The sequence below is a fragment of the uncultured Microbulbifer sp. genome (assembly GCF_947489355.1).
Classification (GTDB): domain Bacteria; phylum Pseudomonadota; class Gammaproteobacteria; order Pseudomonadales; family Cellvibrionaceae; genus Microbulbifer.
Window position 1 is genome coordinate 1 of the sequence record NZ_CANLDD010000047.1, and the last position, 22,867, is coordinate 22,867.

The following is a 22,867-nucleotide window of genomic DNA, read 5'->3' on the forward strand; positions in this document are numbered from 1 at the left end:
CTCAGAAGTGAAACGCAGCATCGCCGATGGTAGTGTGGGGTCTCCCCATGTGAGAGTAGGTCATTGTCAGGCTTCTATTACAAAGCCCTGATCCCTCGCGGTCAGGGCTTTTTTTATATAGCCAATCTTATACAACCAGTCAATAAAGGCCGTTGAAACGGCTTTTTCTTTATTCCCCTATCGGCATCGACAGAGGGCAATTGATATACTCCGCGCCCGTATTTTCAGTAAATCAAGTAGAGAGGACTGGCGAATAGTGTTCAAGCTGATGACAGACCTGGATTTGGCAGGTAAGCGGGTACTCATTCGTGAGGACCTGAATGTCCCGCTGAAAGGGGGGCAGGTCACTTCTGATGCGCGTATCCGTGCAGCGATTCCCACGATTCAGGCTGCTATCAATGCTGGCGCCGAGGTAGTGTTGATGTCCCACCTGGGACGTCCGATCGAAGGGGAATACGCCGAGGAGCTCTCTCTGGCCCCGGTTGCCAGGTGTCTGGGCGAGTTGCTGGCTCGCGAAGTGACGCTGGTGAAGGCGTGGCGCAATGGTGTGGAGTTAGCCGCTGGCGAGGTAGCTCTGCTGGAAAATGTGCGCTTCAATGTGGGTGAGAAAAAAGATGATGAGGCCCTGGCTAAGGCCTATGCCCGGCTGTGCGATGTCTTTGTCATGGACGCCTTTGGTACTGCCCACCGCGCCCAGGCATCTACCCATGGTGTAGCCAAGTATGCCCCGGTAGCCTGTGCCGGCCCCCTCTTGGCTGCGGAGCTGGAAGCTCTACAAAAAGCGCTGGCCGAGCCGGCGCGCCCGCTGGTGGCGATCGTTGGTGGTGCCAAAGTTTCCACCAAACTGACTGTTTTGGAAAGCCTGGCTGACAAAGTAGACCAGCTGATCGTAGGCGGCGGTATTGCCAACACCTTCCTTGCCGCCAGCGGCAAGCCGGTGGGTAAATCCCTGTGCGAACACGACCTGGTGGATACTGCTAGGGGATTGATGCAGAAGTGCAATATCCCTCTGCCTGTGGATGTGGTGACCGGGAAGGCGCTGAGCGAGGGCGCCACAGCGGTGACCAAGTCAGCCGATACAGTGGCTGAAGACGATATGATCTTTGATATAGGTCCCCAGTCCTCCGAGCAGCTGGCGGGGATTCTAAAAAGTGCCAGGACCATTATTTGGAACGGCCCTGTGGGGGTTTTCGAGTTCGACCAGTTTGGTGTCGGCACAGAGCATTTGTCCCAGGCGATCGCCGCCTGTGATGCGTTCTCCATCGCAGGTGGTGGTGATACCCTGGCAGCTGTGGACAAATACGGCATTGCCGATAAGCTATCCTATATCTCCACTGGCGGTGGGGCCTTCCTTGAGTATGTAGAGGGCCGGAAACTGCCGGCGGTAGACATGCTGGAGTCTCGTGCGAACGATTGAGACACCACATCGAATAACGCCTCACCTGTCAACGTTTACTGGCAGTTGGTAAAAGCAAAATTACAGATACGACGAAGAGACGAGAAAGGAATTGATTATGGCTCTTATCAGCCTGCGCCAGTTGCTGGACCACGCCGCAGAACACGGCTATGGGGTGCCCGCATTTAATGTGAACAATCTGGAACAGATGCGCGCGATCATGGAAGCGGCCAGGGAAACCGATTCCCCCGTCATCGTGCAGGCTTCTGCCGGAGCGCGTAAATACGCCGGTGCGCCCTTTCTGCGCCACCTGATCCTTGCCGCCATTGAGGAATTTCCGGAAATCCCGGTGGTGATGCATCAGGACCACGGCACCAGTCCAGCAGTGTGTCAGCGCTCGATCCAGCTGGGTTTCAGTTCTGTGATGATGGACGGCTCGCTGCAGGAAGACGGCAAGACGCCAGCTTCCTATACGTACAATGTCGATGTAACCCGCTGCGCAGTGGATATGGCGCACGCCTGCGGTGTTTCCGTTGAAGGGGAGCTGGGCTGTCTGGGATCTCTGGAAACCGGTATGGCGGGAGAGGAGGATGGTGTTGGCGCCGAGGGTAAGCTGTCCCACGACCAGTTGCTGACAGACCCGGAAGAGGCAGCGGATTTCGTACAGAAAACCAGGGTCGATGCCCTGGCAATCGCTTGCGGTACCAGCCATGGCGCCTATAAGTTCACCCGCCCGCCCACCGGCGATATCCTTGCCATCGGTCGTATCAGGGAGATCCACGCCCGTATACCCGGCACCCACCTGGTGATGCATGGTTCTTCTTCGGTACCTCAGGAGTGGTTGGCAGTGATCAACGAGTTTGGGGGGGAAATTCCCGAAACCTACGGTGTGCCTGTGGAGCAGATCTGCGAGGGCATCAAGCACGGTGTGCGCAAGGTCAACATCGATACCGATCTGCGTTTGGCCTCTACCGGCGCTATTCGCCGTTTCCTGGCCCAGAATCCCTCCGAATTCGACCCGCGCAAGTTTTACAAAGCCACCCTGCAGGCGATGAGGGAGATCTGTGTGGCCCGCTACGAAGCTTTTGGCAGCGCCGGCCAGGCCAGCCGGATTCGCCCCGTTAGCCTCGACACCATGAGTGAGCGATACGCTGCCGGTGAGCTGGAACCCGCAATTAAGTGAGCGGTTACTTGCGCTAAAATTCACAAGGGCGGTTCCCGCAACCGCCCTAATCCCTCCAAAATGTTTATTATCCTGCCACACCGTCACTTCCCCACTGGCAAAATGCAGTACCATTGATCTAATGGATAGCTTGCACGATATCAGTAGTTTCGAAAGCAGCCCGGTGATCAAGCGCCCGGACTACTCGGCATTGCGCCGGAAGTTACCACAACTCGATTTCAATAGTGATGCAGTCCCGCTAATAACGGAGTTGCAGGACTATCGAAATTTCTATGACTTGCACTTCCCGCTCGCCCACACAACCGGGGTCGGCACCTTCATCGCTGCGGGCTTTGAATTGGTGTCACAATACTGGCTGGTGGAAAATCCCCGTGGCACTCTGTTTATCTGTCACGGATACTTTGATCACACCGGTATCTATGGCCCGGCAATTCGCTTTGGCCTGGAACGCAACCTGAACGTGGTGATTTTCGATTTCCCGGGTCACGGCCTCTCCAGCGGGGAGCGGGTAGCCATTCAGACCTTCCTGCAATACCGCCAGGTATTTGATCGCCTTCTCTCTATTGCCAGCGACAAGCTGCCAGGGCCCTGGCATGGTATGGGACAGAGTACCGGGGGTGCAGCATTAATGGCCCACCTGCAATACAGCCGCTGGCAGCCACTGGATAAGATATTCCTGCTTGCACCACTGGTACGCCCGGCAAATTGGTATCTGGTCAAGTGGAAGTACTACCTGGGGCGCCTGTTTATCAGCGAGCCCAGCCGTGAGTTCAATATCAATACCCACGATGCAGAATTCTCCCGGCGCCAGGCGCTGCGCGACCCACTGCAGTCCCAGATAATCTCCATGTGCTGGCTCGGTGCCATGGTGGACTGGATAAAAACCTTCCCCAAAACTGCACGAAATCCCCGCAAGATGCTGGTTGTGCAGGGCACCGGTGATGGTACCGTGGATTGGCGCTACGATATGCGTGCGATCCGCGACCGCTTTCCCCATTGCCACAGGGTATTGATTCGCGGTGCCCGCCACCAGATGATCAATGAAACCCAGCCCTATCGGCACCAGATACTGGCGGCGATGGACGACTGGCTGAATCGCTGAAGAAGTCTACACCAGACAGATAGCGTTTTCTCTCGGCAATGGTAAACCGTGATAAGGGAATTGGTGCGATGGGGTGAGTTGGGTTTGGTCCCTGGTGGTCGCACAATAAAGATGCATTGATTATTTTACACCGGCCTGCAACCTACTCGGCAGCGATATTTTTCGAGGCCTCCATGGAGATTCCGGACGTCTCAGGCGTGTAAACGTGGCACGGAGAAACCGGCTTGTCATTGTTGCTGTGCGGTTTGCTGGAAAAAAAAGTCGGTGATGGCACCGAACTTCATCCGGGTGAGCTACCCCACTCCGATCATTCTTTTGGTGTTTGGCAATTTGGACGCCTGCAGGGAGAATATAGTGGGCTTCTGCAGCAGGATTGCTGTTCAACAAGCGGTTACATTCTCAGGTGAAAAAATTCTCACACTGAAAAAAATTGTTGCTCAACCTGCTGCCACTCTCCCAATGCGGCTGGTGTGTGCAGGCAGATAGTGATTTGCTCAAAACTCCCGGTGCATTCTGTCAGCACCGCCAGCGCCTGATGGGCTGCAATTGTATGGGGAAAACGATTGGTGCCGGCCCCTAAAGCGGGAAAGAGGAGATGTTTTAGGCCTTTTTGTTCTGCAAGCACCAGCACGCTTTTGTAGCAGCGTCGCAATTGTTGCAGTGCCTGTGCGCCCCATTGGTCGCCGCTGCTCCACTGGGGTGTCACGGTGTGCAGTAGATAGTCTACCCCCAGCCGGTAGGCTCGGGTGAGGCGCGCCTCACCTACGGCACATTCGGGCTGAAGTTGGCACTGTGTTACCAATTTCGCACCACTGCGCGCATAAATCTGTGCGGAAAGACCCCGCCCACAAATCAGGTGTTTGTGCGCCGGGCATACGAGTGCATCCCCACGCAGTGTCAGAATATCACCCCAGGTCAGTACAATTGGTATCACGGTGTCCCATTTCCAAGTTTTCGATTACTGATACTTTAGCTTGCGACTTTGGTTGCTGAAAGAATCCCCCTATACTCAGCACTGCTGCACTCCGGCGGCAGATTTCTTCCCCTGGAGTAATGCGCGGCACTGGGCTGCAGGGTTGGGGAACACTGCGGCCTGTATGACAACAGAGATAATTATGCATTCAGGGTATAATAAACAGAATCCTGCGCTTTGTACGTCGGTGGAGGAGATGCGGCAAATAGACCTGCGCCGCCGCATCCTGGCTTCTTCTTATATGTTGCTATTCGCCATGGCGGTAACAGGTGCCATGGCCGTGATTGCCCTATCCGTTACAGAAATACTGCAGGCGATGACACTGTCGGCGGTTGCAGTGATAATCCTGTGTACTTACGTCATCATCAATTTGTCAGGCCCCAGTGAGAAGACGCCGCTTCTGGTTGGGGGCCTGCTTTTGGTTCTTTACTTTTATCTGTTATTAACCGGTGGTGTGAACAACACCGGCCTGATGTGGGCTGTTATGCTGGTTCCCGGTTTTATCAACCTGTACGGCTACAAAAACGGCACCGTTGCCCTTTTGGGTATCGGTATTGCCACCGCGTCTGTGCTTTTCTACCCTGAGTTTCCCGGTTTTACTGCTAACTACGACACTGCCTATCGCGCGCGCTTTATCGCAGTATTCGGTGCCCTCACAGCGCTGACCGCGCTCCTCGATAGCAGTCGTCACCGGACTCAGCAGCTGCTGGAACAATTGACTGGGGAGCTGGAGAAAAACGCTTCCACAGATGCTCTGACCGGGCTTGCCAACCGTCGTGAAGCCTATCGTGCCATCCACGATCTGGAGCGCCGCAGTCGGGATCTGCACAGCAAATATGTGATCCTGATTGGTGACCTCGACAATTTCAAGTTGATCAACGATACCTACGGGCATGCTTTCGGTGATCGTATCCTGCAGGATGTTGCCAAGATTCTCAGGGACAACACCCGTACGGGAGATATTGTCGTTCGCTGGGGCGGTGAGGAATTCCTGCTCTTACTGCCCAACTCGGATGTCCGTGGTGGCAGCCTGCTGGCGGAGAAGTTGCGCCACAGGGTGGAGATTTTAAGCCGCCGTTACGTACAGCCGGTGAGAGTCTCCATCAGTTTTGGGGTCGTGGAAGGCAATAGCCGCGGTAGCCCCCACAATCAGCTGCTTGCGGAAGCAGACAAACGTATGTATCGCGCGAAAAACAGTGGCCGTAACAAGGTGGTGGCGGCCTGACAGTGATGGCCATCAACCGATAAAGCTGCGCAGGCAAAAGCCGATACCGAGGGCGAGCGCGGCCGCAGCCCCGCCAAAAATCAGTGTTTTGATCCCGGAGGCCAGTACTTGGCGGGAAAACACCAAGCCCTTACACAGGCCAATGGCAAAGAAAGTGCAAGCTGCCAAAGCTGTGCTGCTGTAGAACTGCTCAGTCGTGCTCAGTGGCTGAATAACATAGGGCAGCAGTGGTATGGCGCCCACACCAATAAACGCGGCAAAGGTCGCCAGTGCAGCCCCGAGGGGCCTGCGTGCACAACGGCTGATACCGTATTCCTCCGCCAGCATGGTCTCTATCCAGAGCTTGCGGTTGGCGGTAATGGTAGCGACAATTTGTTCCAGTATTTCTCCGTGAAATCCTTTGCGGTGAAAGATCTGGCGGATTTCCTCCCGCTCCCCCTCAGGTACCAGTGCAATATGCTGGCGTTCGGTGCGGGTTGCCGCTTCCAATTGTTCCCGATCCACGCTGACGGCTTCGTAGTTGCTCACTGCCATGCTAAAGCCATCGGCAATCAGGTTGGCAAAGCCCATCACCAGCACCACCGCTTCGGAAAAGCCGGCACCGAATGCGCCGGCTACAATGGCGAAGGTGGTGACACAGCCGTCGATAGCCCCCAGAACAAAATCGGAAACTTGCTGTGACTTGGGTTCGCGGTGCAAGCGCGCCTCAATACGTTCCGGGCGGTGTTCTTCAAGCAGGGCGTGTCGGGCTGCTTTGTTCGGGTCCCCTTTTTTCCCTTCCATTACAAGGGATCTCCCTGTGGGGCCTATCCCCGCGTCGCTAGACAGGTGTTTTCATATCACAGTCGGGTCACGGTAGGCTGTGGCTAGATTCTAGATCAAAGCCCGGCACCGGGTGCCATTGCGCAGCGATTGTTGTCGCGCGCATCCGGGTGGGGGAAACCGACTGTGCCGGTCTGAGAAGTTGACGCTGAACCGGATACCCAACCGTTTTGGCTCGGCCCGGCAATGTAGGCCGGTGGCAATTTCCGGTTGAGCCACTGGCGGTGCGCATCCTGCAGGCATGTATCCCCATGGACCGGGCAACGCTTTTTGTCGCTTTGCAATGCACGCCACACATATTAACGCACGATAAAGCTGCTCCTATCGACACCGGTATTGCCGGTTTTTGGGTCATAGGCGTAGACCAGGATTTCGTAGACACCGGGTACCTCGGTGGAAAAAGGGGCACTGAATGTATTCATGGTGTCGCGTAATTTTAACGGCACTGTGGTAAACGTTTTTCCATCTTTCTGTACCAGCGCCACCACTTCAATCTTGCTGCCATCCCAGAGGCCGCCCTTGGTAATCGAGCAGCCGCACATCATTACCACGTTGGCGCGGATCTCATAAGGACTCTTGTCGAGGTCCGTGTACAGGTGCGTCTGCGGGCTGAGCAGGTCTACCACCATACCCGGTATTTCCACGACCAACCCATCGCCACTGATGGGTTTACCGGGCACCAGCCAGGTTTGGGTTTGCGCTACCACGCGGGCCTGTTTTTTAATGTATGGGGCCAGGATTTCAATAGTCACAAACACCGGTTCGCTGATATCCAGCGCAGCGGTGAAGTGTGCTGCTCCGGTGGCAATCGGCAGATAGCGCTCCCGCGGGGTTTTCATAATCCTGCCGGTATCCCCAGTGCTGCCCTGGGTCAGTCCCTTGGCGAGAATCTCATTAGTATCCACCGCGCGAATAATGACCATGGCACCCCCAATAGAGGAACCAATAAATTTGGCATCTCTGGCCTTGGCGCGCACGGTGATTTCCGTAGGTATTGTCTCTGCCCACAGGGGCGTGGTAATAAACTGCACGGCGAGGATACAGAATAAAATAGCCAGTTTTTTCATTTTAACTACCCTATTGATGGTTTTGTTAGTGCGGCATAGGCTCCCAAAAACACCATCCCCCAAATCACTGCCCCGAACAGCAACCACAGAAAATTCAGTAGGGTAAACTTCGCGTTGGATTCACCAAGCCTGTCTCCACAGGCAAGATTGGCTGCTTTTTGTGCGGAAAACAACGGGAGGGCCATTATTGGCATCAGTGCCAAGCTGATAAAGTCAAAAATTGAAACCTCACTGGTGAGAGCCGAAAGCCGGTCACTGATATAGTTGGCCAGGGCAACCACGATATAAGTAACGGCCATTAATATCGGATGCCATTGATAGCTGAGTTTGGCCTCCTCAATTCGACTTTGTATGGTGGTAAATAGGGGATAGGTAAAAAAGATTGAAAATATAGCTCGTAAGACCGGTAGCATTTTTTCACCACTGGTCAGTTTGTATTCTTTCCAATGACGATAAAACCAGTAAATGGAGTATATGCCGCAAGTGCCAAAATAAAGTATCAGAAATTTGGTTTTTGAAACAACATAAAACTCTGCTTCACCGGTAGAATCCTTGCCCAGGTCGGCCTCAGGCGCATTGTAAATATTGGTATCCACACTATCCCCCTCACTACAAAAAAATCCGGGCAAAATGCACTTTTAAACCCGTAATTACAAGACGTAATTCACATCCGAATACGCAATAAAAAAGCCGGACATTGTCCGGCTTTTGGGTCAGCTGTAAACACCACCAATCAAGCGCCCTTAACAGAATCCACCCAACTGGCCACACGGCTCTCCAGTACCGGTATCGGCACGGCACCACCGCCCAACACGGTATCGTGGAAACCGCGGAAATCGAACTTATCGCCCAGTTGTTCCTCGGCCTGCTTGCGCAGCGCCTGGATTTTCAGCATACCGATCTTGTAGGCGGTGGCCTGTCCCGGCCACACCAGGTAACGGCGCACTTCGGAGCGCACGGCGGTTTCCGGAATCGCGGAATTTTCCAGGAAGTATTCCACTGCCTGCTCTTCACGCCAGCCCTTGGCGTGCATACCGGTATCCACCACCAGGCGAATTGCACGCCACATCTCGGCCGTCAGATGGCCGAACAAATTGTAAGGGTCTGCATAGGCCCCCATTTCTTTGGCCAGCTTCTCGGAATACAGTGCCCAGCCCTCTGAGTAAACAGTAAAGTGCGCCTGGGTGCGAAATTGCGGGATACCCTCCAGTTCTTGCGCAATGGAGATTTGCATATGGTGGCCGGGATTGCCCTCGTGGTAGGCCACGGTTTCCATATCGGTGGTGGAGTAAGCGCTCATGTCGGACAGGTGCGCGTAGTAGATACCTGGGCGGGTGCCATCCGGAGTACCTGGATAATAGTGCTGGGCACCGCCGTCCTGCTCGCGAAAGGACTCGACACGCTTCACCACCAGCTCCGCCTTGGGCAGCAATCCGAAGTACTCGGGCAGCTTGGTGCTGATATTGTCGAGGAAAGCCTTCGAGTCATCCAGGTAGCTCTGGCGGCCCTTGTCTGTGTTCGGGTAGTAGAACTGTCCGTCCTCGCGGATAAAGGTAAAGAACTCCTGCAGGCTACCTTCGAAGCCCACCTGCTCCTTGATGGTTTCCATTTCTCCCCGAATACGCGCCACTTCTTCAAGGCCGATATTGTGGATCTCATCGGCGGTCAGTTCGGTGGTGGTGGTATTGGCCAGGCGCTGGTTATAGAAAGCCGAGCCGTTCGGCAGGCTGCTGGCGCCCTGGGGTTCTACGGATGCCTTCTGCATATCTTTCTTAAGCCAGGCGATCAGAGTTTTGTAGGCGGGCAGGAATTCGGTTTCCAGGGCCTTGCGGGCGTCTGCGGTGAGCTTGTCAACCTGTTGTTGGTTGATCTTATCCGCTTCCAGCAACGTGGCAATTTTGCCCTTGGCTCCGGCCCACAGGGGGGCATCGTCGCCACCTTTGAAGGGGGCGCCGTCAATCAGCTTGCTGGATTGCTCGATAGCGCCCTCAAAGGCAAAACGCGGTGGACGGATGCCCGCCCTGGAGGACTGCTCGGCGCGCTCGCGCAGCTGGTTAATGGCGCGGGAGATACCACCGATACGGGCAATATAGGCCTGCATATCCTCGATAGTGTCCACCTTGTGGAAATTCAGCAGAAAGTTGGGTAGCTGTGACTGGGAACCACCCATTTGCTCGAAAATGTAACCATGGCGTCGGAAGGGCTCGGCTGCCTTGGCCTGTTCAAACTGGTAGCGCCAGATATCGTAGGAATTTTTCCCTTCCTGGGTCAGTTTGTTGTAGTTGAAATTCTTCTTCAGCTCGGCAACGGTCTTCTCCATCCAGGCCAGCTGGCGCGCCTCTGCGGCCTCGCTCATATCGTCGATCTGGTCGTACTGCTGCTTGCGCCCGAGGTAGGATAGTTGCATGGGGCTGAACTGTAGCTGCTCTTCATAACGTGCATCCAGCCACTTGGTCAGGCGGTGTGTTTCCGCCTCAGCCTCCAAGGTGACAGGCACCTCTGCAAGGGTGCTCTGGGCCTTGTTGGCCAGGGTGGCTGCTTCTGTGCTCTTATCGGCCTGACAGCCTGTGAGGACGGCGACAGCCAACAGACCCGGAATCAAAGGATTGTTCAGCTTAATCGGCATTTTTCTATCTCGGTCAATCGTTGTATAAATAAACGCCTCTAACTTTGACACGAAATCCCTGGAGTGTCGACTCGCGTGCTCTCAAAGGCCATTTCTGTGCGTTGAGCCGTGGGGTCATCCAATTGGCAGAGCCCTCTTGGCAGGGTGTGGTGTCTGCTGATTACTGCCAATGGGGTAGTGCCCTGCCAGTGGTGTTTTTTACGATTTGTGGTCTCCACGCATATAGGGGGTGGGGGTTCCTGGCGCCCTGTACCGGGCCTTCCACCAGTTTCCTCCAGAAGGAGGAGGTGGCGGCAAAGGGGTGTTGCATATGGGAACGGACCTCATCCCCTCGTGAATCTCTTATGCGTTGTTGGCTCAGAGATTGTTTAAAAGACCAAGCCGGCCTTCCCTTGAATCAGAACCCCTCTGTGTAGCCTTGCAAATGATGGCAATAAGACAGAAGAGGCTTGCAAAAGTGGATGGCCAAGGTGTGTTTGTGGTGCAGAGATTCTGCAAAGGGTCACTTGGAGTGCTGCTTTTTTACACGCTCGGACTACAGGCACGGAATATCGGCTACTGGAGAGAGATATACCAGAGTTATACACAGCTCTATCCATGGTTTCTGTTAGTAACAAGTATGTAATGACAGAGTGCAGGTGAGCAGCTTGTGGACAGCGCATTTGCAGAGGAAAAGTGTCAATCGGTGAAGGAGGCCTTCCCATGGGGACAGTGGAAAGCCCCAACAGTGGGGGCTTTCGGTGTGGGCATAGCTTAGCCTTCCTGGCTTGATTCCGGACCTAGTCCGTATTAGTGGGGATGCGGCCCAGGTCGCCTTCCATTTCTGCAGCCAGGAAAGAAATCACGACCCAGGCTGCGACATTCTGGCGAAGGTTTTCAGGGTCAACCTTGTCCAGCGTGTCATTGGGGGTATGGTGGTAGTCGAAGTAGTCTGTACCGTCCTGGTATAGGCCGAAGGCAGGTACACCCTCGGCGACGAATACACTGCTATCCGGACCTCCGGAAGAGGCGTTATTGCCGCGTTCAATGCCGAGGGGCGCGAGCAACTGCATCATTTGGTCGGCGATATCAAATTTGTTCTCCGGCAGGCGGGTGTCAAAACGCCAGATTTTCCCGGCGCCGAAATCGGATTCGGATACGGCGATAATATTGTCCAGCTCATGGCGGTGGGCATCGACATATTGTTTGGCACCCACCAAGCCTATCTCTTCGGCGCCAAACAGAATCACGCGCAGCGTGCGGCGTGGGCGATCTGGCAGTTCCGCGATGAGCCTGGCTGTCTCCAGGACAATAGCAACGCCGGCGCCATCGTCGAGGGCGCCAGTGCCCTCGTCCCAGGAGTCGAGGTGGGCGCCGATGACCATGACTTCTTCGGGCTGCTTGCGGCCGGTGATCTCTCCGATCACGTTAAATGAAGGGCCATCGGCGAGGCGTGTGTTGTCGACATCAAGTTTGACCACTACGGGCTTGCCGCGCCCGAGCATGGCCTCGAGCAAATTGGCATCCGGAGCCGAGAGCGCCAAAGCGGGCACCGGGTTTTCAATATCTTCGATTGCCATCATGCCGGTGTGGGCAAAGCGGTCAGAGTCAGTTCCTACAGAGCGCAAAAGCAGCGCTGCGGCGCCCTTTGTGGCCGCTGCACGCATTCCCCTACTGCGTCCCTGGACTGCGGGGCCATAGCCTTCACCGGTGCGGGCCTTTTCCATGCGCTTGTTGACAAAGGCTATCCTGCCTTTCACTTGCTCCGATGGGGCCTTTAGCAGCGCTTCCACATCGGCAAACTCGACGATCTCAGCACTCAGCCCACCCTCGGGTGTGGCGACACCGTACCCCAGGGAGGTTACCACCAGTGGCTGCGGGTAGGGTGCGATGACTTCGGCATGTGCGTGACCGCGTACCCAGCGCGGCACCTCGACCTGTTCGGTATACACCCGATCGAAACCCAACGCCTTCATTTTTTTCTGGGCCCAGGCAACCGCGCGGCGGTCACCTTCGGTTCCGGCACGGCGTGGGCCGACTTCCACAGTCAGTGACTCCACAATGCTGTAGGCATCGGAGGATTCCAGGGCGCGGTCGCGCAGCACTTCGGCAACCGAGAGGTCCTCACGGGGCAGCGGCTTGGCCTGGGCGGCACTGAAGACCATGGCGGCTATTAAGCTCCCGGTTAGGGGCAACAGTCGTTTAAACATATGTTTATCCTTGGTTAACGTTTACTGGGTTCAGGATTTTGGCTGTCGGCCAACTGTTTCAGTGAGCAGTTGGCGTCGCACCTCGCGCAGCTGCCTGATACCGGCCTGGGTAAATAAATAGGGGGAGCCATCGTCGTATTCTCGCTCTTCAATCTTCAGGCACTCAAGGCGCAATTGTTCCAGCTTGGGATCGTGGCGCATAGGGCAGGCGACCAGAGCGCGCCATTCACTCTCACTGGCCTGCCCGGAAATCACATCTTCAAGCCCCTTGATAAAACTATCCCTATCCATGCGGAATCTTGGCGTGCGCAGGTGCATCAACGTCCAGACGACAATAACAAATGCGCTAAGTGACAGTAATAGCGTTAGAAATACGCTCACTTCTTACGCCTCCAATAATAATTTTACCGCGACAGCAACTGTGGCGAGAATAAGGATAGGTTTGATCAACCGGGTGCCCCGTGAAATCACTAGGTTTGAGCCGATACGCGCACCAAAAAACTGGGCAACAGACATACTGATTGCCAGCCACAGTAAAAGGTGGCCGCCCAGCATAAACATGATCATAGAGGTGGTATTGGTTACCAAAACCAGGGGTTTGGTGGATGCTGTGGCTCTACGCATGTTGTAGCCGAGGAGTGCGGCGAATGTCAGGGCATAAATAGAGCCCATACCGGGGCCAAAGAAGCCGCCGTAAAAGCCTACCCCGCCACCCACGGAGAGGTTAAATACACCTGTGCCCATTCTGGGCTTGGAATCGAAATCGGATATCCGTGGGGAGAGTGTAAAGTAGAGTGCGATTGCAATCAGCAGAACCGGCAAAAGGATCTGCAGGTCTTCGCCACCCAGTTGGGTAACGGTCCAGGTGCCAGCCATCGAACCAAAAATTGCAGCAATCAGGCCGGGCCACAGAGGCTTTAATTGCAGTTGCCCTTTTTGCAGGAAATTGACCGTCGATGAAAGTGTGCCGAAGACGCTTTGAAACTTGTTGGTACCGAGGGCATCCAGTGGAGGGATGCCGGCCCACAAGAGTGCGGGCAGGGTAATAATGCCACCACCACCAGCGATGGCACTCACAAAACCCGCGGCAAAGGCTACCGCGGTTAAAATCAGGTAGGTGCTTGTGGGTATATCGCTACTGAGTTCTATCACGGGAGGATTCACTGCCCTTCAGGGCACTGGTCTGCTTATTGCGGTGATGTCCCTGGTATTTACTGAAGCGAAGCTGAATTTCCCTCATATCTTGTTCCAGGTCTCCCGTAGGCCGGTACAGGGAGTCCAGGCAAAGGCGTCTTCGGGGGAAATCCCAGGCAACCAGGAAAATGGGCACATCGGCTGCGTAGGCAATGCGCAAAAAACCGTTCTTCCACTTGGTAACTTTTTCGCGTGTGCCCTCTGGTGTGATACCAACCCACATCTTTTCATTGTCGCGAAACCGGGATGCGACCTGTTGCGCGATACCACCGGCTGCGGTGCGGTCGGTGGGTACACCGCCGAGCCACACAAAGAACCCCTTTAAGGGAAAGAAAAAGGCTTCCCTCTTCATCAACCAGGAAATCCTTATCCGGTAGGCCATAATAAACGGCATGGCCACGACAAAGTCCCAGTTGGAAGTGTGCGGGGCCAGTGCCACCATCACTTTTTTTTCCGGTGGAAAGGTGCCTTCCAGGCGCCAGCCCATCAGCCGGATCAGCAGCCTGCCAATGGCAGCGGTGAGGCGGTTGCCAAGACGCGGTATCTCTGCCGGTAACTCTTTGTGCTGACTCATTAATGATCTCTCACTCTACTGCCTGGATATCCGCAGTTGAATCGAGGCAGGAATACATAAATGGAATTAGTGTTCTCGGGTGGCATAAAAACGGATATCCGGATAGCGTTCCTCAGCCAGTTGCAAGTTTACCCGGGTCGGTGCCAGATAAGTGAGGTGCCCACTCCCATCCATGGCGAGATTGGTGCTCGCTTTGCGCCTGAAATGTTCCATTTCCCTGGGGCTGTCGCTTTCCACCCAGCGGGCCGTGGCTACATTGACGTTTTCGTAAATGGCTTCGACCTTGTACTCATCCTTAAGGCGGTAAGCCACCACCTCAAACTGGAGAACACCTACCGCGCCGACGATAATGTCGTTACTCTCCTGCGGGAAAAATACCTGTGTCGAGCCCTCTTCGGAAAGCTGCTGTAAACCCTTTTGCAACTGCTTGAGCTTCAGTGGATCTTTCAGGCGGATTCGGCGAAACAGTTCCGGGGCAAAATTGGGAATACCGGTAAATTTGAGGAGTTCCCCCTCTGTAAAGGTATCGCCAATCTGTATGGTACCGTGGTTGTGCAGGCCGATAATATCCCCGGCAATGGCTTCCTCCACGTGAGAGCGGTCTCCGGCCATAAAAGTAACGGCATCCGCAATTTTGACCTCTTTACCGATACGCACATGTTTTATCTTCATGCCGCGGTTGTAAGTGCCGGAGCACACGCGCATAAAGGCGACACGATCACGGTGTTTTGGGTCCATATTCGCTTGGATTTTAAAGACAAATCCCGAGAATTTTTCCTCGCTAGGCACCACCTGGCGCTCGCGGGTTTCCCGCGGTTGTGGACCGGGCGCCCATTCGACAAAGCCGTCCAGCATTTCACGCACGCCGAAGTTGCCCAGTGCGGTGCCGAAAAATACCGGGGTGAGTTCACCATCCAGATAGGCTTTCAGGTCAAACTGGTGCGTGGCACCGCGCACCAGTTCGATTTCCTCGCGGATATCCTCTGCGTACTCACCCAGCAGGGTAGAGGCCTCTGTGGTATCAAGCCCCTTGATCTGGACATCGTCAGAAATGGTGTGTCCCTGGCCCTGAGTGAATACATGAATTGTGTCGGTATAGAGGTTGTAGACCCCTTTAAAGTTTTTACCGGAGGCAAGCGGCCAGTTTATCGGCGCGGCCCGAATGTCAAGTACCTTCTCAATCTCGTCCATGACCTCAATAGGGTCGCGAATATCCCGGTCCAGTTTATTGATAAAAGAAAGGATCGGGGTGGTGCGCAGCCGACACACGTTCATCAGCTTAATGGTACGGTCTTCGACACCCTTAGCCCCGTCGATTACCATCAGTGCGGAATCCACCGCGGTGAGTACCCGGTAGGTATCCTCGGAGAAGTCCTCGTGCCCTGGAGTATCCAGCAGGTTTACGGTGCGATTCCTGTAGGGAAACTGCATCACCGAAGAGGTGACAGAGATGCCCCTTTCCCGCTCCATGGACATCCAGTCAGAGCGTGCGTGCGGTCCTTTCTTACCCTTGACCGAGCCAGCCAGTTGTATCGCATTTCCGAACAATAACAGCTTTTCGGTCACGGTGGTTTTGCCGGCGTCCGGGTGGGATATGATAGCAAAAGTTCTACGTTGTTGAATTTTATGGAAAAAATCAGAATTCATGGTATTAAAACTTCGATTATGTACACAATAGTGTACATATGTGGAGACTTCCTTAGGCGGAACTAGCAAAGCAAAAGCCTGACATTGTACCAAGCTCGAATGCCACATGCCCAACTCCCTTCTCAAATAGTGCTCCGAAATACTCTACTGGAAAAAAATATATAAAAATCAATGAGTTATAAAAACTCCTGAATGAAAGGAGGCAGAGGAATTGGAGGGTGTAGGAAAGTTGACTGCTCAGGTAACCTCCGCCCAGCCTTCAGGGGCAAACAATTGCGGGAAGCCATACCCGCAGGCATGCGGAGGCCCGGGTGATGACAGTTTCTGCCGCCCTCAGATAGTGGATGTGGCGGTTTTTTCGTGGGCACGAGTTTCCCGTTCTGATGCGGAAAATAGCGGGCAAGGTCTATAAAGATCAATGAAGTTCAAAAAGTGACAAGCTCTATAGCACCACTTTGGACCATCCGCGTTTTGTCTGGTTGCAAAGCGTTGGCTGGCTGGGATCTCAGCCAGAAGAGGGAGGCGGTATTTATTGGGGTGTCCATTCCACTTGGCTGTCACTGGGAGAATCCGGTACAGCGCGTTTCGTGCTCCCCACATACTTTTGAGGGACCGGTTTTTGCTTTATCAATGAGAACCCTACACTGCAGGCGCTCAAAGCCGAGAGACAGACCCGATTTTGAATTGGCGCTAGAAACTGCCCCGGCGATAGTGATAAATATACGCGGCCCTATTCATCCGCCTATCAATATAAATTAAAGTGAGCCCGATTGTATTGATAAATCCATAAACGAACTTAGCCAAAGCCAGGATTTGAAAACAATGCCGGAAATATAAATTGTATTTTCATTAAATGTCTTTCATTTCACCATTTTCCAGCAGCCTGAAGTATTGCCCGTTTTTGATTAGCAGTCCTTCACTTTTCCGAAATGGAAAACTGAATAAATAGTCTTTTGGATGTTTCACATCAATTGCAAGAACCTTGTTGTTATATAAGGCATTGACTTTGCTTTGCAATGTATGCCCGACTACCACAGCTTTGGGCTCTACCACTTTTAAGCCCTGCTCAACCTCAAGTTGTGATAAATCATCTTTAAAGTATCCTCGATACCATGCGGGTCCGGTTGTGCTGGATCGTAAAAAAGATTCTTTTGTTTCAAGAGTTGGTGTGTAATAGAGTTTTCTATAACCTTCACGGACGATATTATTGATATCGGGCAAAGAAAGGCCGAATTCGGTTATCTTGGGATGAATACCGCCATGGGTGAAGGCAACATTATTAATAACTTCAAGAACATTTTTAGAGGCCAACCAGCGGCCTAAAAATGCATTGTCATCAAATAGTTGATATTGTTGCTTGCCAAGCATACCAGCAATATAAAAATATTTTTTATGCGCTGATTGATAGTTTCCTTGAAGGGTTTTTATCTCATGATTTCCTATGATGAAGTGTACTTTCCCACCGGCTCTCTTAGCAGATTGCTCCAGTTTATAGATTCCCCAAAGAACTTGAGTTGTGGAGGCGCCACGGTCAACAAAATCGCCCACCAGTACAAGATGACCTTGATCAAAAGTCCAATTAAGTTGTGTGTCTGCTACCCCGTGAATAACAAGAAACTCTCGAAATGCACTAAAACCACTTTCGATATCAGATAGGGCTATTATGGATTCATCGTCATTATAATTTGTATCTGGTGTGGTGATTTCAGGGTCAATAGTGACATTAAACGTGCTGTTATCTAATGGAAATGGAACGGTAATAATTAACTTTTCATCTTCAGAATGGTAACCTGTATCTACATAATATCCATCATCCTTATTACCCTTTAATATCTTGGTGACCGGTGTTTTGTTTTCATAAAATACATGTACTTCACCATCCAATTTATAGGCAAGCTTATCTTCGGATAAATGGGCATCAGCGCCAATAAACAACCCAAATGCAACTACACCTGTCATCAATACTATAAAGGTAATCCCGAAGTGCTTTAAATTAGTAAGAATTATAGACATTACTTACTCCTTGGAGTTACTATTTTAAATATGCCTTTTCAATATACGGCAAATTTTGTAAGTTAAATATAATATTCCAGTACCAATCATTGCGGAGATAGGAGCTAACCATATAGCTGGTATTTCCTGTGCTGAGTAATCAGACTGGTTAAATGAAACTACTAAACTGTTGCCATGTTCAGCATACCAGACACCAAAGAGTGAAGGAGTGATCATCTTCAGCATTGCAGCTACAACCAGGATAAAACCAATTCCAAATCCAATCGTGTAGACTAAATAGTAGAAACTCCTGCTAACTCCTTTCTTAAATTTTAATAAGGGCTTTAAGCCTTTTGGTGGTGCAACGCCTATCGTAATATGTTCAATATATCCTGCTGCCAATTCCCTTGGCGTGCCTAACTTTGCCAAAATTGATTTAATTTCTGTGTTCTCTGAACTTTCTCGTAAGGAGAGAGCTTCATAGATATGACTTTCAATTTCTTGAACCACTTCCAGAGCCTGAACTTCACTGATTCTGGATAAGTAAATCTCCAGTTCGGACAGGTAGTTATGAATTAATTTGCTTCTTGCCATGTTATTACCTTTTATTCTTCAATTTTGCATTGATGAAAAAGTTGATTGATGTCTTTTACGGACTTCTGCCACCTGGCCTTGAGCCCATCAAGTTTATCTTTTCCTACTTCAGATAGCCGATAGTATTTTCTTGGCCTGGATTCACCCTCCTGTAACCAATAACTTTCGACAACACCCTCTCGCTTTAAACGGTCAAGTAGCGGGTACAAAGTTCCTTCCGTAATTTTCATTGTTTCGAATTGATGAAGGTTTTGAAGAAGTCGAAGGCCGAACTGAGCTTTTTGACCAAGCAAAGCCAAGATCACCATTTCGAGCGTACCTTTTCGGAATTGCACATCCCATTTATGTTCAAAAGGCTCCAAATTGCACTCCTTATATGTATAACATAGTAACTATGTACTACAAGGTCGATTTGTAGTGCACTGTGAATAAAATTGCAAGGAAATTTTGAGTTATTTGGCGTTATGAGCCCGGTATGGACAAAAATGCAGCACTGCCTGCCTTGCCCTAAGAAGAGCGGACAAACGGGGTATCTGCAGGTAGAAAACCGGCAGATACGGCCACAGTGAAATCGAAGAGCACATGGGTATCCACTACGGGGCTGCCTGGCTACAGGTAAAAGTATCAGGAGGACGATACAGATGTGTTGCACGCCAAGCCGCGCAGTCGCCAGAATGGCTCTGGTCGATGGTTGATACCAGCGCAAGGAGCATTGACCCAGAAGCGCCTGAACGACAAGACGCCCGACCCGCGCTATGTTCTGCGACCCACGCGCTCATTCAGAGACTGATCTGACAAGAAACCGGTTTGAAATTGGCGGTGCCGTGTGGCAATACCTTAAACGCTGAGATCAGTGGTGCAAAAACCCAGAAGGCCAGCGAATGCGTCCTGACCGGTAGAGATGCGGCAACAACTGAGTGAGAAAGACCTGCAATTCACGCTAAGCGGAGGCAGAAAATATACCCAACTCGCGAAGCCGCCCTCAGAGACACCTTTGCTGACATTGAAAATTTTCACACCACCCCACAGCGATCTGGTTCAAAGATCAACTGTCCTCGGTAGAATGCGAAAGCGGTTTCAAAAATTGGCGGGTGAGTCTAATAAATGAAAAGTGATTCGGATGGTACAGCAAGAATTGACCGTTGACTCTTAGGGTATGGTCAAGCGGCCATTTTCCATATGGCACCTTAGTACACAAAGCGGATGACCGCTTGAGCCGAGTTTTACCCGATACTGATGCCAGCTTGCTTCTGAAAAATGAATAAGGATAATAGCGGCCATAGTGGTGACAAGTTAAATCTAATATAGTGGGCATAGAACCTAACCAGAATGCCAGAAGAGCTGTCAAATTTCTTAGTACTTTGCCAACTTCTGGGTGTCTTTATACTGTAGCAAATACGTACGGGATAACCTTCGTGAAAAATAGCTTTATTGTAGGCATATTTAGCCTTTTAGCGGGATGTGCTTCGGTACAAAAAGAAACCCTGGAGTTACCTACTGCAAAACCTCCGCAACTGTGGTCTCACCATAAAGCATTAGATATCCATGTGGGTGCTTGTGCTTTAAAAGGGTTAAGTGCGCTTAAAGCTCTCGGCTTTACTCAAGTCGTCAAAAATGAAAACTACATATATGGTAACTTTCATAACAATCGCGTGGCAGTAAAGTGCGTGTCAAGAGGCGTGGCCTCGTTTGTTTATTTAGCAGTGGCAGGGCCTAATAAAGAAATTGTCGAAAAACTGCGTAATGAAGTTGCCTGGAAAATGTAGATATCTTAGCAGATAATCAAAGGCGTATATTTTTCAGATATTGACTGAATTAACAGAAGGATAGCTCTGCGAAACCAATATTTTTTATATTCATACTCTCCGTATTTTGCGTTTCATGTGCTACAGTAAAAACTGTGGATGCGGAGAATAACCAAGTAGATGTTAGTCGCAGAGGTTACAAGTATCTCTGCGAGGAAATTCCCAGGATTTACAGCGGAGCGTGCTACAATTTCTGTTTGATGAATAATGAACCAAGTAGAATGGTAAATACTGAAGCAATGATAAATGACGTTCCATTAATGGCGGTTGATACCGTATTCCCGGTGGCGGCAGATACCATTGTTTTACCGTATGCAATATTTGCACGAGAAAAAAAGGCAATATCACAGTAAATTGACCATATGGAATAAGTTCCAGACACAAGCCGTGTAGCTTACAGTAAACATCTAATCAGCACCGGGGTGCCAGGCTCTGCTGCTAAATACAAACAAACCCTCGCTCCCTGGTCGCCAAGTGCAAATTCGCTGCGCGATACAAGTGCATCACACGCCATTACTATTGTTCACCGCCATGTGCTCAATACCCTCGGCCATGGTGGGGCGCTTTCAAAGTTTCCATCTTGCTGGAGTGACCCACTTAACACAGAAAGCCGGGCGCAACCATAAACGCCTGTTCAAGCTTTTGTACAGAAATCAATAGTATGCCCCTCTATAGGTCTTATTTTGGGTATACAGGCTCAGCCGTTCCGATATAAGCGGAATATCCCAATCAAGTTTATTGGCCATTTTTTGTGCTTTTTTCTGCCATTTTAGTGCATCCTTGAATTTTCCAGATTCCGCGTAGGCTGCAGCCCTGGTTTCCATTATTCTCACTTCATCAAAGTAGTTATCAGCTTTGGAATCAAGTAAATTCAGGGCTTCTTCTCCATTTCTCAGCACATCAAAGTTGGAGGTTGAAAGTTCCCAGGCCAGCAATAACTTGGCAGTATAGTCTTCAGATTGTGTTGAATTTCTTAACCAGCTTATTGAAGCTCGTGATTTCTCAAAAGAAATATCTCTACTTGAAAGTGCGGATCGAGCAAGGGCATTTTGTGCCAGTGAATAGCCGCCAATCGCAGCGGCATTAATCCACTTATAGCCGTTGGCTATATCAATCTCACACCCCCTGCCTTCAAGCATATTCCGGCCGATTTCATATTGAGCGTGAGGAAGGCCACTTTTGGCGGATTTTGTAAACCATGAATTGGCGGTTTTATATTGTAAGTCCACTTTTTTCAAGTAGGATCTAAAATGTCGGAATGTATTGAGACGAGAAGCATAAAGGTACTGCGCTACCGCATCTCCAGCATTTGCTGCTTCTTCAAGTTCATTTAACTCTCTGGTAAGTTTTTTGGTATTCGTAGCATCGTCTGCCCTATCATTTTCTATACTATAAATAAATTTAGTTCTATATCCGTCAATAGGTTTTCCATTTATTGGCGCCTTATATAAAGCTCGCTTTAGGGCCTTTACAGTTGCTTTTGTGAATCTTTTACTTGTGGATTTGGTTATACTGATATCGCGGGGATAGCCTTCAGGGGAGATGGTAAACTCCGTATGGACAACCCCCATGTGGCCAAATCTAATTTCAGAGTAGGGATATTTTGGGATGGCTCTTTTAACGGGATTGATCTCTGGGGTGCAATCTTCATCACTGAGAGGTTTTGGAAAGATGTAGTTACTTATCGAGGCGATATTATATATAGGGTCTAACTCGGTAAAAAGTTTCTCAGCTGCTTTTTTTTGCGAATCGTCGAATTTATTCAATATTGACTTTGAGATTCGCGTAAAAACTGCATCCTGAAATCCATCATTGGCGATTTGCATTAATACATAAGCCTTAACCGGGTCTTTTTTTACAGACTCTCCCCGATAATGCATAACTCCAAGATTAAACAGGGAAGATCTGTCTCCGATAGCGGCAAGCGCTTCAAAGGCGGTTTTTGCTTCATCAAATTTCCCGGCACTATAAATTTCCATGGCTTTTTCAAAGTTCGCATGGCTTAAAGTCGAGAAAAAGACAAATTGAACTAGTATAAATGCAAGAATTTTAATAAATTTAAACACTTTAAAGAAGTTTTCGTAGTTTTTCTTGTGATTTATCTGGCGAGGTAAACAGCGCTTATATTTTTATTCTATTCATAGAAATATTCAAATTTCCCCACCTGTGAGCGGGTTCAAATCGAAAATTCAGCTTCGTTTCGCACATTTATATCATCTGCACAGATTCTAATGCCCACTAATTAAAAGCTGAGCGCAATCTGTCAATTTTAAACTATTTATATGTTAAATTCAATCATTAGTGATCGTGCTTCTCAAGTGCGCCCCTTCACTGGCAAACTGCAAATGTCGCAGCGTTTTTTTTGAAAGCGAAAAGGTCTATTTTGAACAGCAGGGACTGATAACTGCCTGTTATAAGGTCGATTATTCCCTGAGGAGCCCGCCAAGTATCAAGTGGATTGAGATCACCCACAGCCTC

The 22,867-nt window shown here is 50.9% G+C and carries 20 protein-coding genes; 6 read left to right on the plus strand and 14 right to left on the minus strand.

The window, feature by feature from the left end:
• Positions 1 to 253 precede the first annotated feature (253 nt).
• From Q1A48_RS16160 to Q1A48_RS16170, 3 genes are all read left to right on the plus strand, one after another.
• Positions 254 to 1,417 (plus strand): phosphoglycerate kinase, encoded by a 1,164-nt coding sequence (locus Q1A48_RS16160; protein ID WP_299947025.1) that lies wholly within the window; start codon positions 254 to 256, stop codon positions 1,415 to 1,417.
• Positions 1,418 to 1,514: 97 nt separating this feature from the next.
• Positions 1,515 to 2,579: a class II fructose-bisphosphate aldolase gene (gene fba / locus Q1A48_RS16165; RefSeq protein ID WP_299946957.1), complete on the plus strand. Its 1,065-nt coding sequence runs from the start codon at positions 1,515 to 1,517 to the stop codon at positions 2,577 to 2,579.
• Positions 2,580 to 2,700: 121 nt separating this feature from the next.
• Positions 2,701 to 3,681, plus strand: coding sequence for an alpha/beta hydrolase (locus tag Q1A48_RS16170; RefSeq protein ID WP_299946959.1), 981 nt, complete (start codon positions 2,701 to 2,703; stop codon positions 3,679 to 3,681).
• 415 nt (positions 3,682 to 4,096) lie between these two features.
• Here the strand turns inward: Q1A48_RS16170 and Q1A48_RS16175 are convergent, their stop codons facing one another.
• Positions 4,097 to 4,615 carry a macro domain-containing protein gene (locus tag Q1A48_RS16175; protein WP_299946961.1) on the minus strand — a complete coding sequence of 173 codons (519 nt, stop codon included), beginning with the start codon at positions 4,613 to 4,615 and terminating at the stop codon, positions 4,097 to 4,099.
• Positions 4,616 to 4,850: 235 nt separating this feature from the next.
• Between Q1A48_RS16175 and Q1A48_RS16180 the strand changes: the two genes are divergently transcribed.
• Complete coding sequence (locus Q1A48_RS16180) at positions 4,851 to 5,879, plus strand: GGDEF domain-containing protein (protein WP_299946963.1); 1,029 nt, start codon at positions 4,851 to 4,853, stop codon at positions 5,877 to 5,879.
• A 12-nt stretch (positions 5,880 to 5,891) separates the two neighbouring features.
• On the opposite strand, the gene Q1A48_RS16185 is transcribed toward Q1A48_RS16180, so the two are convergent.
• The 12 genes from Q1A48_RS16185 to Q1A48_RS16240 form a co-directional block, all read right to left on the minus strand.
• Entirely contained in the window at positions 5,892 to 6,662 is a 771-nt protein-coding gene (locus tag Q1A48_RS16185; RefSeq protein WP_299946966.1) for a VIT1/CCC1 transporter family protein, read from the minus strand.
• Positions 6,663 to 7,000: 338 nt separating this feature from the next.
• Positions 7,001 to 7,768, minus strand: a complete 768-nt coding sequence (locus tag Q1A48_RS16190) for a hypothetical protein (RefSeq protein WP_299946968.1) — start codon at positions 7,766 to 7,768, stop codon at positions 7,001 to 7,003.
• A gap of 5 nt (positions 7,769 to 7,773) precedes the next feature.
• Complete coding sequence (locus Q1A48_RS16195; RefSeq protein ID WP_299946970.1) at positions 7,774 to 8,364, minus strand: DUF4234 domain-containing protein; 591 nt, start codon at positions 8,362 to 8,364, stop codon at positions 7,774 to 7,776.
• Positions 8,365 to 8,501: 137 nt separating this feature from the next.
• On the minus strand, positions 8,502 to 10,394 hold the full coding sequence (locus Q1A48_RS16200; RefSeq protein ID WP_299946973.1) for a DUF885 family protein: 1,893 nt from the start codon (positions 10,392 to 10,394) through the stop codon (positions 8,502 to 8,504).
• 779 nt (positions 10,395 to 11,173) lie between these two features.
• Complete coding sequence (locus tag Q1A48_RS16205) at positions 11,174 to 12,583, minus strand: M20/M25/M40 family metallo-hydrolase (protein ID WP_299946975.1); 1,410 nt, start codon at positions 12,581 to 12,583, stop codon at positions 11,174 to 11,176.
• Positions 12,584 to 12,613: 30 nt separating this feature from the next.
• A complete protein-coding gene (locus Q1A48_RS16210; RefSeq protein ID WP_299946978.1) occupies positions 12,614 to 12,964 on the minus strand; it encodes a hypothetical protein in 351 nt (116 codons plus the stop codon).
• 3 nt (positions 12,965 to 12,967) lie between these two features.
• On the minus strand, positions 12,968 to 13,735 hold the full coding sequence (locus Q1A48_RS16215; RefSeq protein ID WP_299946980.1) for a TSUP family transporter: 768 nt from the start codon (positions 13,733 to 13,735) through the stop codon (positions 12,968 to 12,970).
• Positions 13,719 to 14,351 carry a 1-acyl-sn-glycerol-3-phosphate acyltransferase gene (locus tag Q1A48_RS16220; protein WP_299946982.1) on the minus strand — a complete coding sequence of 211 codons (633 nt, stop codon included), beginning with the start codon at positions 14,349 to 14,351 and terminating at the stop codon, positions 13,719 to 13,721. Before Q1A48_RS16220 ends, Q1A48_RS16215 begins: the two co-directional genes overlap by 17 nt.
• A 66-nt stretch (positions 14,352 to 14,417) precedes the next feature.
• Positions 14,418 to 15,998: a peptide chain release factor 3 gene (locus tag Q1A48_RS16225; RefSeq protein ID WP_299946983.1), complete on the minus strand. Its 1,581-nt coding sequence runs from the start codon at positions 15,996 to 15,998 to the stop codon at positions 14,418 to 14,420.
• Positions 15,999 to 16,847: 849 nt separating this feature from the next.
• Positions 16,848 to 18,011 (minus strand): metallophosphoesterase, encoded by a 1,164-nt coding sequence (locus tag Q1A48_RS16230; protein WP_299946985.1) that lies wholly within the window; start codon positions 18,009 to 18,011, stop codon positions 16,848 to 16,850.
• 24 nt (positions 18,012 to 18,035) lie between these two features.
• Positions 18,036 to 18,584 (minus strand): hypothetical protein, encoded by a 549-nt coding sequence (locus Q1A48_RS16235; protein ID WP_299946987.1) that lies wholly within the window; start codon positions 18,582 to 18,584, stop codon positions 18,036 to 18,038.
• Positions 18,585 to 18,595: 11 nt separating this feature from the next.
• Positions 18,596 to 18,946: a PadR family transcriptional regulator gene (locus tag Q1A48_RS16240; protein ID WP_299946988.1), complete on the minus strand. Its 351-nt coding sequence runs from the start codon at positions 18,944 to 18,946 to the stop codon at positions 18,596 to 18,598.
• Positions 18,947 to 19,999: 1,053 nt separating this feature from the next.
• Here Q1A48_RS16240 and Q1A48_RS16245 point away from each other — a divergent pair.
• Positions 20,000 to 20,350 (plus strand): hypothetical protein, encoded by a 351-nt coding sequence (locus tag Q1A48_RS16245; RefSeq protein ID WP_299946992.1) that lies wholly within the window; start codon positions 20,000 to 20,002, stop codon positions 20,348 to 20,350.
• 134 nt (positions 20,351 to 20,484) lie between these two features.
• Complete coding sequence (locus Q1A48_RS21895) at positions 20,485 to 20,742, plus strand: YceK/YidQ family lipoprotein (protein ID WP_366523429.1); 258 nt, start codon at positions 20,485 to 20,487, stop codon at positions 20,740 to 20,742.
• A 300-nt stretch (positions 20,743 to 21,042) separates the two neighbouring features.
• Here Q1A48_RS21895 and Q1A48_RS16250 read toward each other — a convergent pair whose 3' ends face one another.
• Positions 21,043 to 22,455, minus strand: a complete 1,413-nt coding sequence (locus Q1A48_RS16250) for a TonB family protein (RefSeq protein ID WP_299946994.1) — start codon at positions 22,453 to 22,455, stop codon at positions 21,043 to 21,045.
• Positions 22,456 to 22,867 lie beyond the last annotated feature (412 nt).

Bases quoted from the DNA above. Each gene is read 5' to 3' on its own strand.
- Q1A48_RS16200 (WP_299946973.1), bottom strand. From the start codon at position 10,394: ATGCCGATTAAGCTGAACAATCCTTTGATTCCGGGTCTGTTGGCTGTC.
- Q1A48_RS16235 (WP_299946987.1), bottom strand. From the start codon at position 18,584: ATGGCAAGAAGCAAATTAATTCATAACTACCTGTCCGAACTGGAGATT.
- Q1A48_RS16220 (WP_299946982.1), bottom strand. From the start codon at position 14,351: ATGAGTCAGCACAAAGAGTTACCGGCAGAGATACCGCGTCTTGGCAAC.
- Q1A48_RS16190 (WP_299946968.1), bottom strand. From the start codon at position 7,768: ATGAAAAAACTGGCTATTTTATTCTGTATCCTCGCCGTGCAGTTTATT.
- Q1A48_RS16230 (WP_299946985.1), bottom strand. From the start codon at position 18,011: ATGTCTATAATTCTTACTAATTTAAAGCACTTCGGGATTACCTTTATA.
- Q1A48_RS16185 (WP_299946966.1), bottom strand. From the start codon at position 6,662: ATGGAAGGGAAAAAAGGGGACCCGAACAAAGCAGCCCGACACGCCCTG.
- Q1A48_RS16225 (WP_299946983.1), bottom strand. From the start codon at position 15,998: ATGAATTCTGATTTTTTCCATAAAATTCAACAACGTAGAACTTTTGCT.
- fba (WP_299946957.1), top strand. From the start codon at position 1,515: ATGGCTCTTATCAGCCTGCGCCAGTTGCTGGACCACGCCGCAGAACAC.
- Q1A48_RS16180 (WP_299946963.1), top strand. From the start codon at position 4,851: ATGCGGCAAATAGACCTGCGCCGCCGCATCCTGGCTTCTTCTTATATG.
- Q1A48_RS16170 (WP_299946959.1), top strand. From the start codon at position 2,701: ATGGATAGCTTGCACGATATCAGTAGTTTCGAAAGCAGCCCGGTGATC.
- Q1A48_RS16205 (WP_299946975.1), bottom strand. From the start codon at position 12,583: ATGTTTAAACGACTGTTGCCCCTAACCGGGAGCTTAATAGCCGCCATG.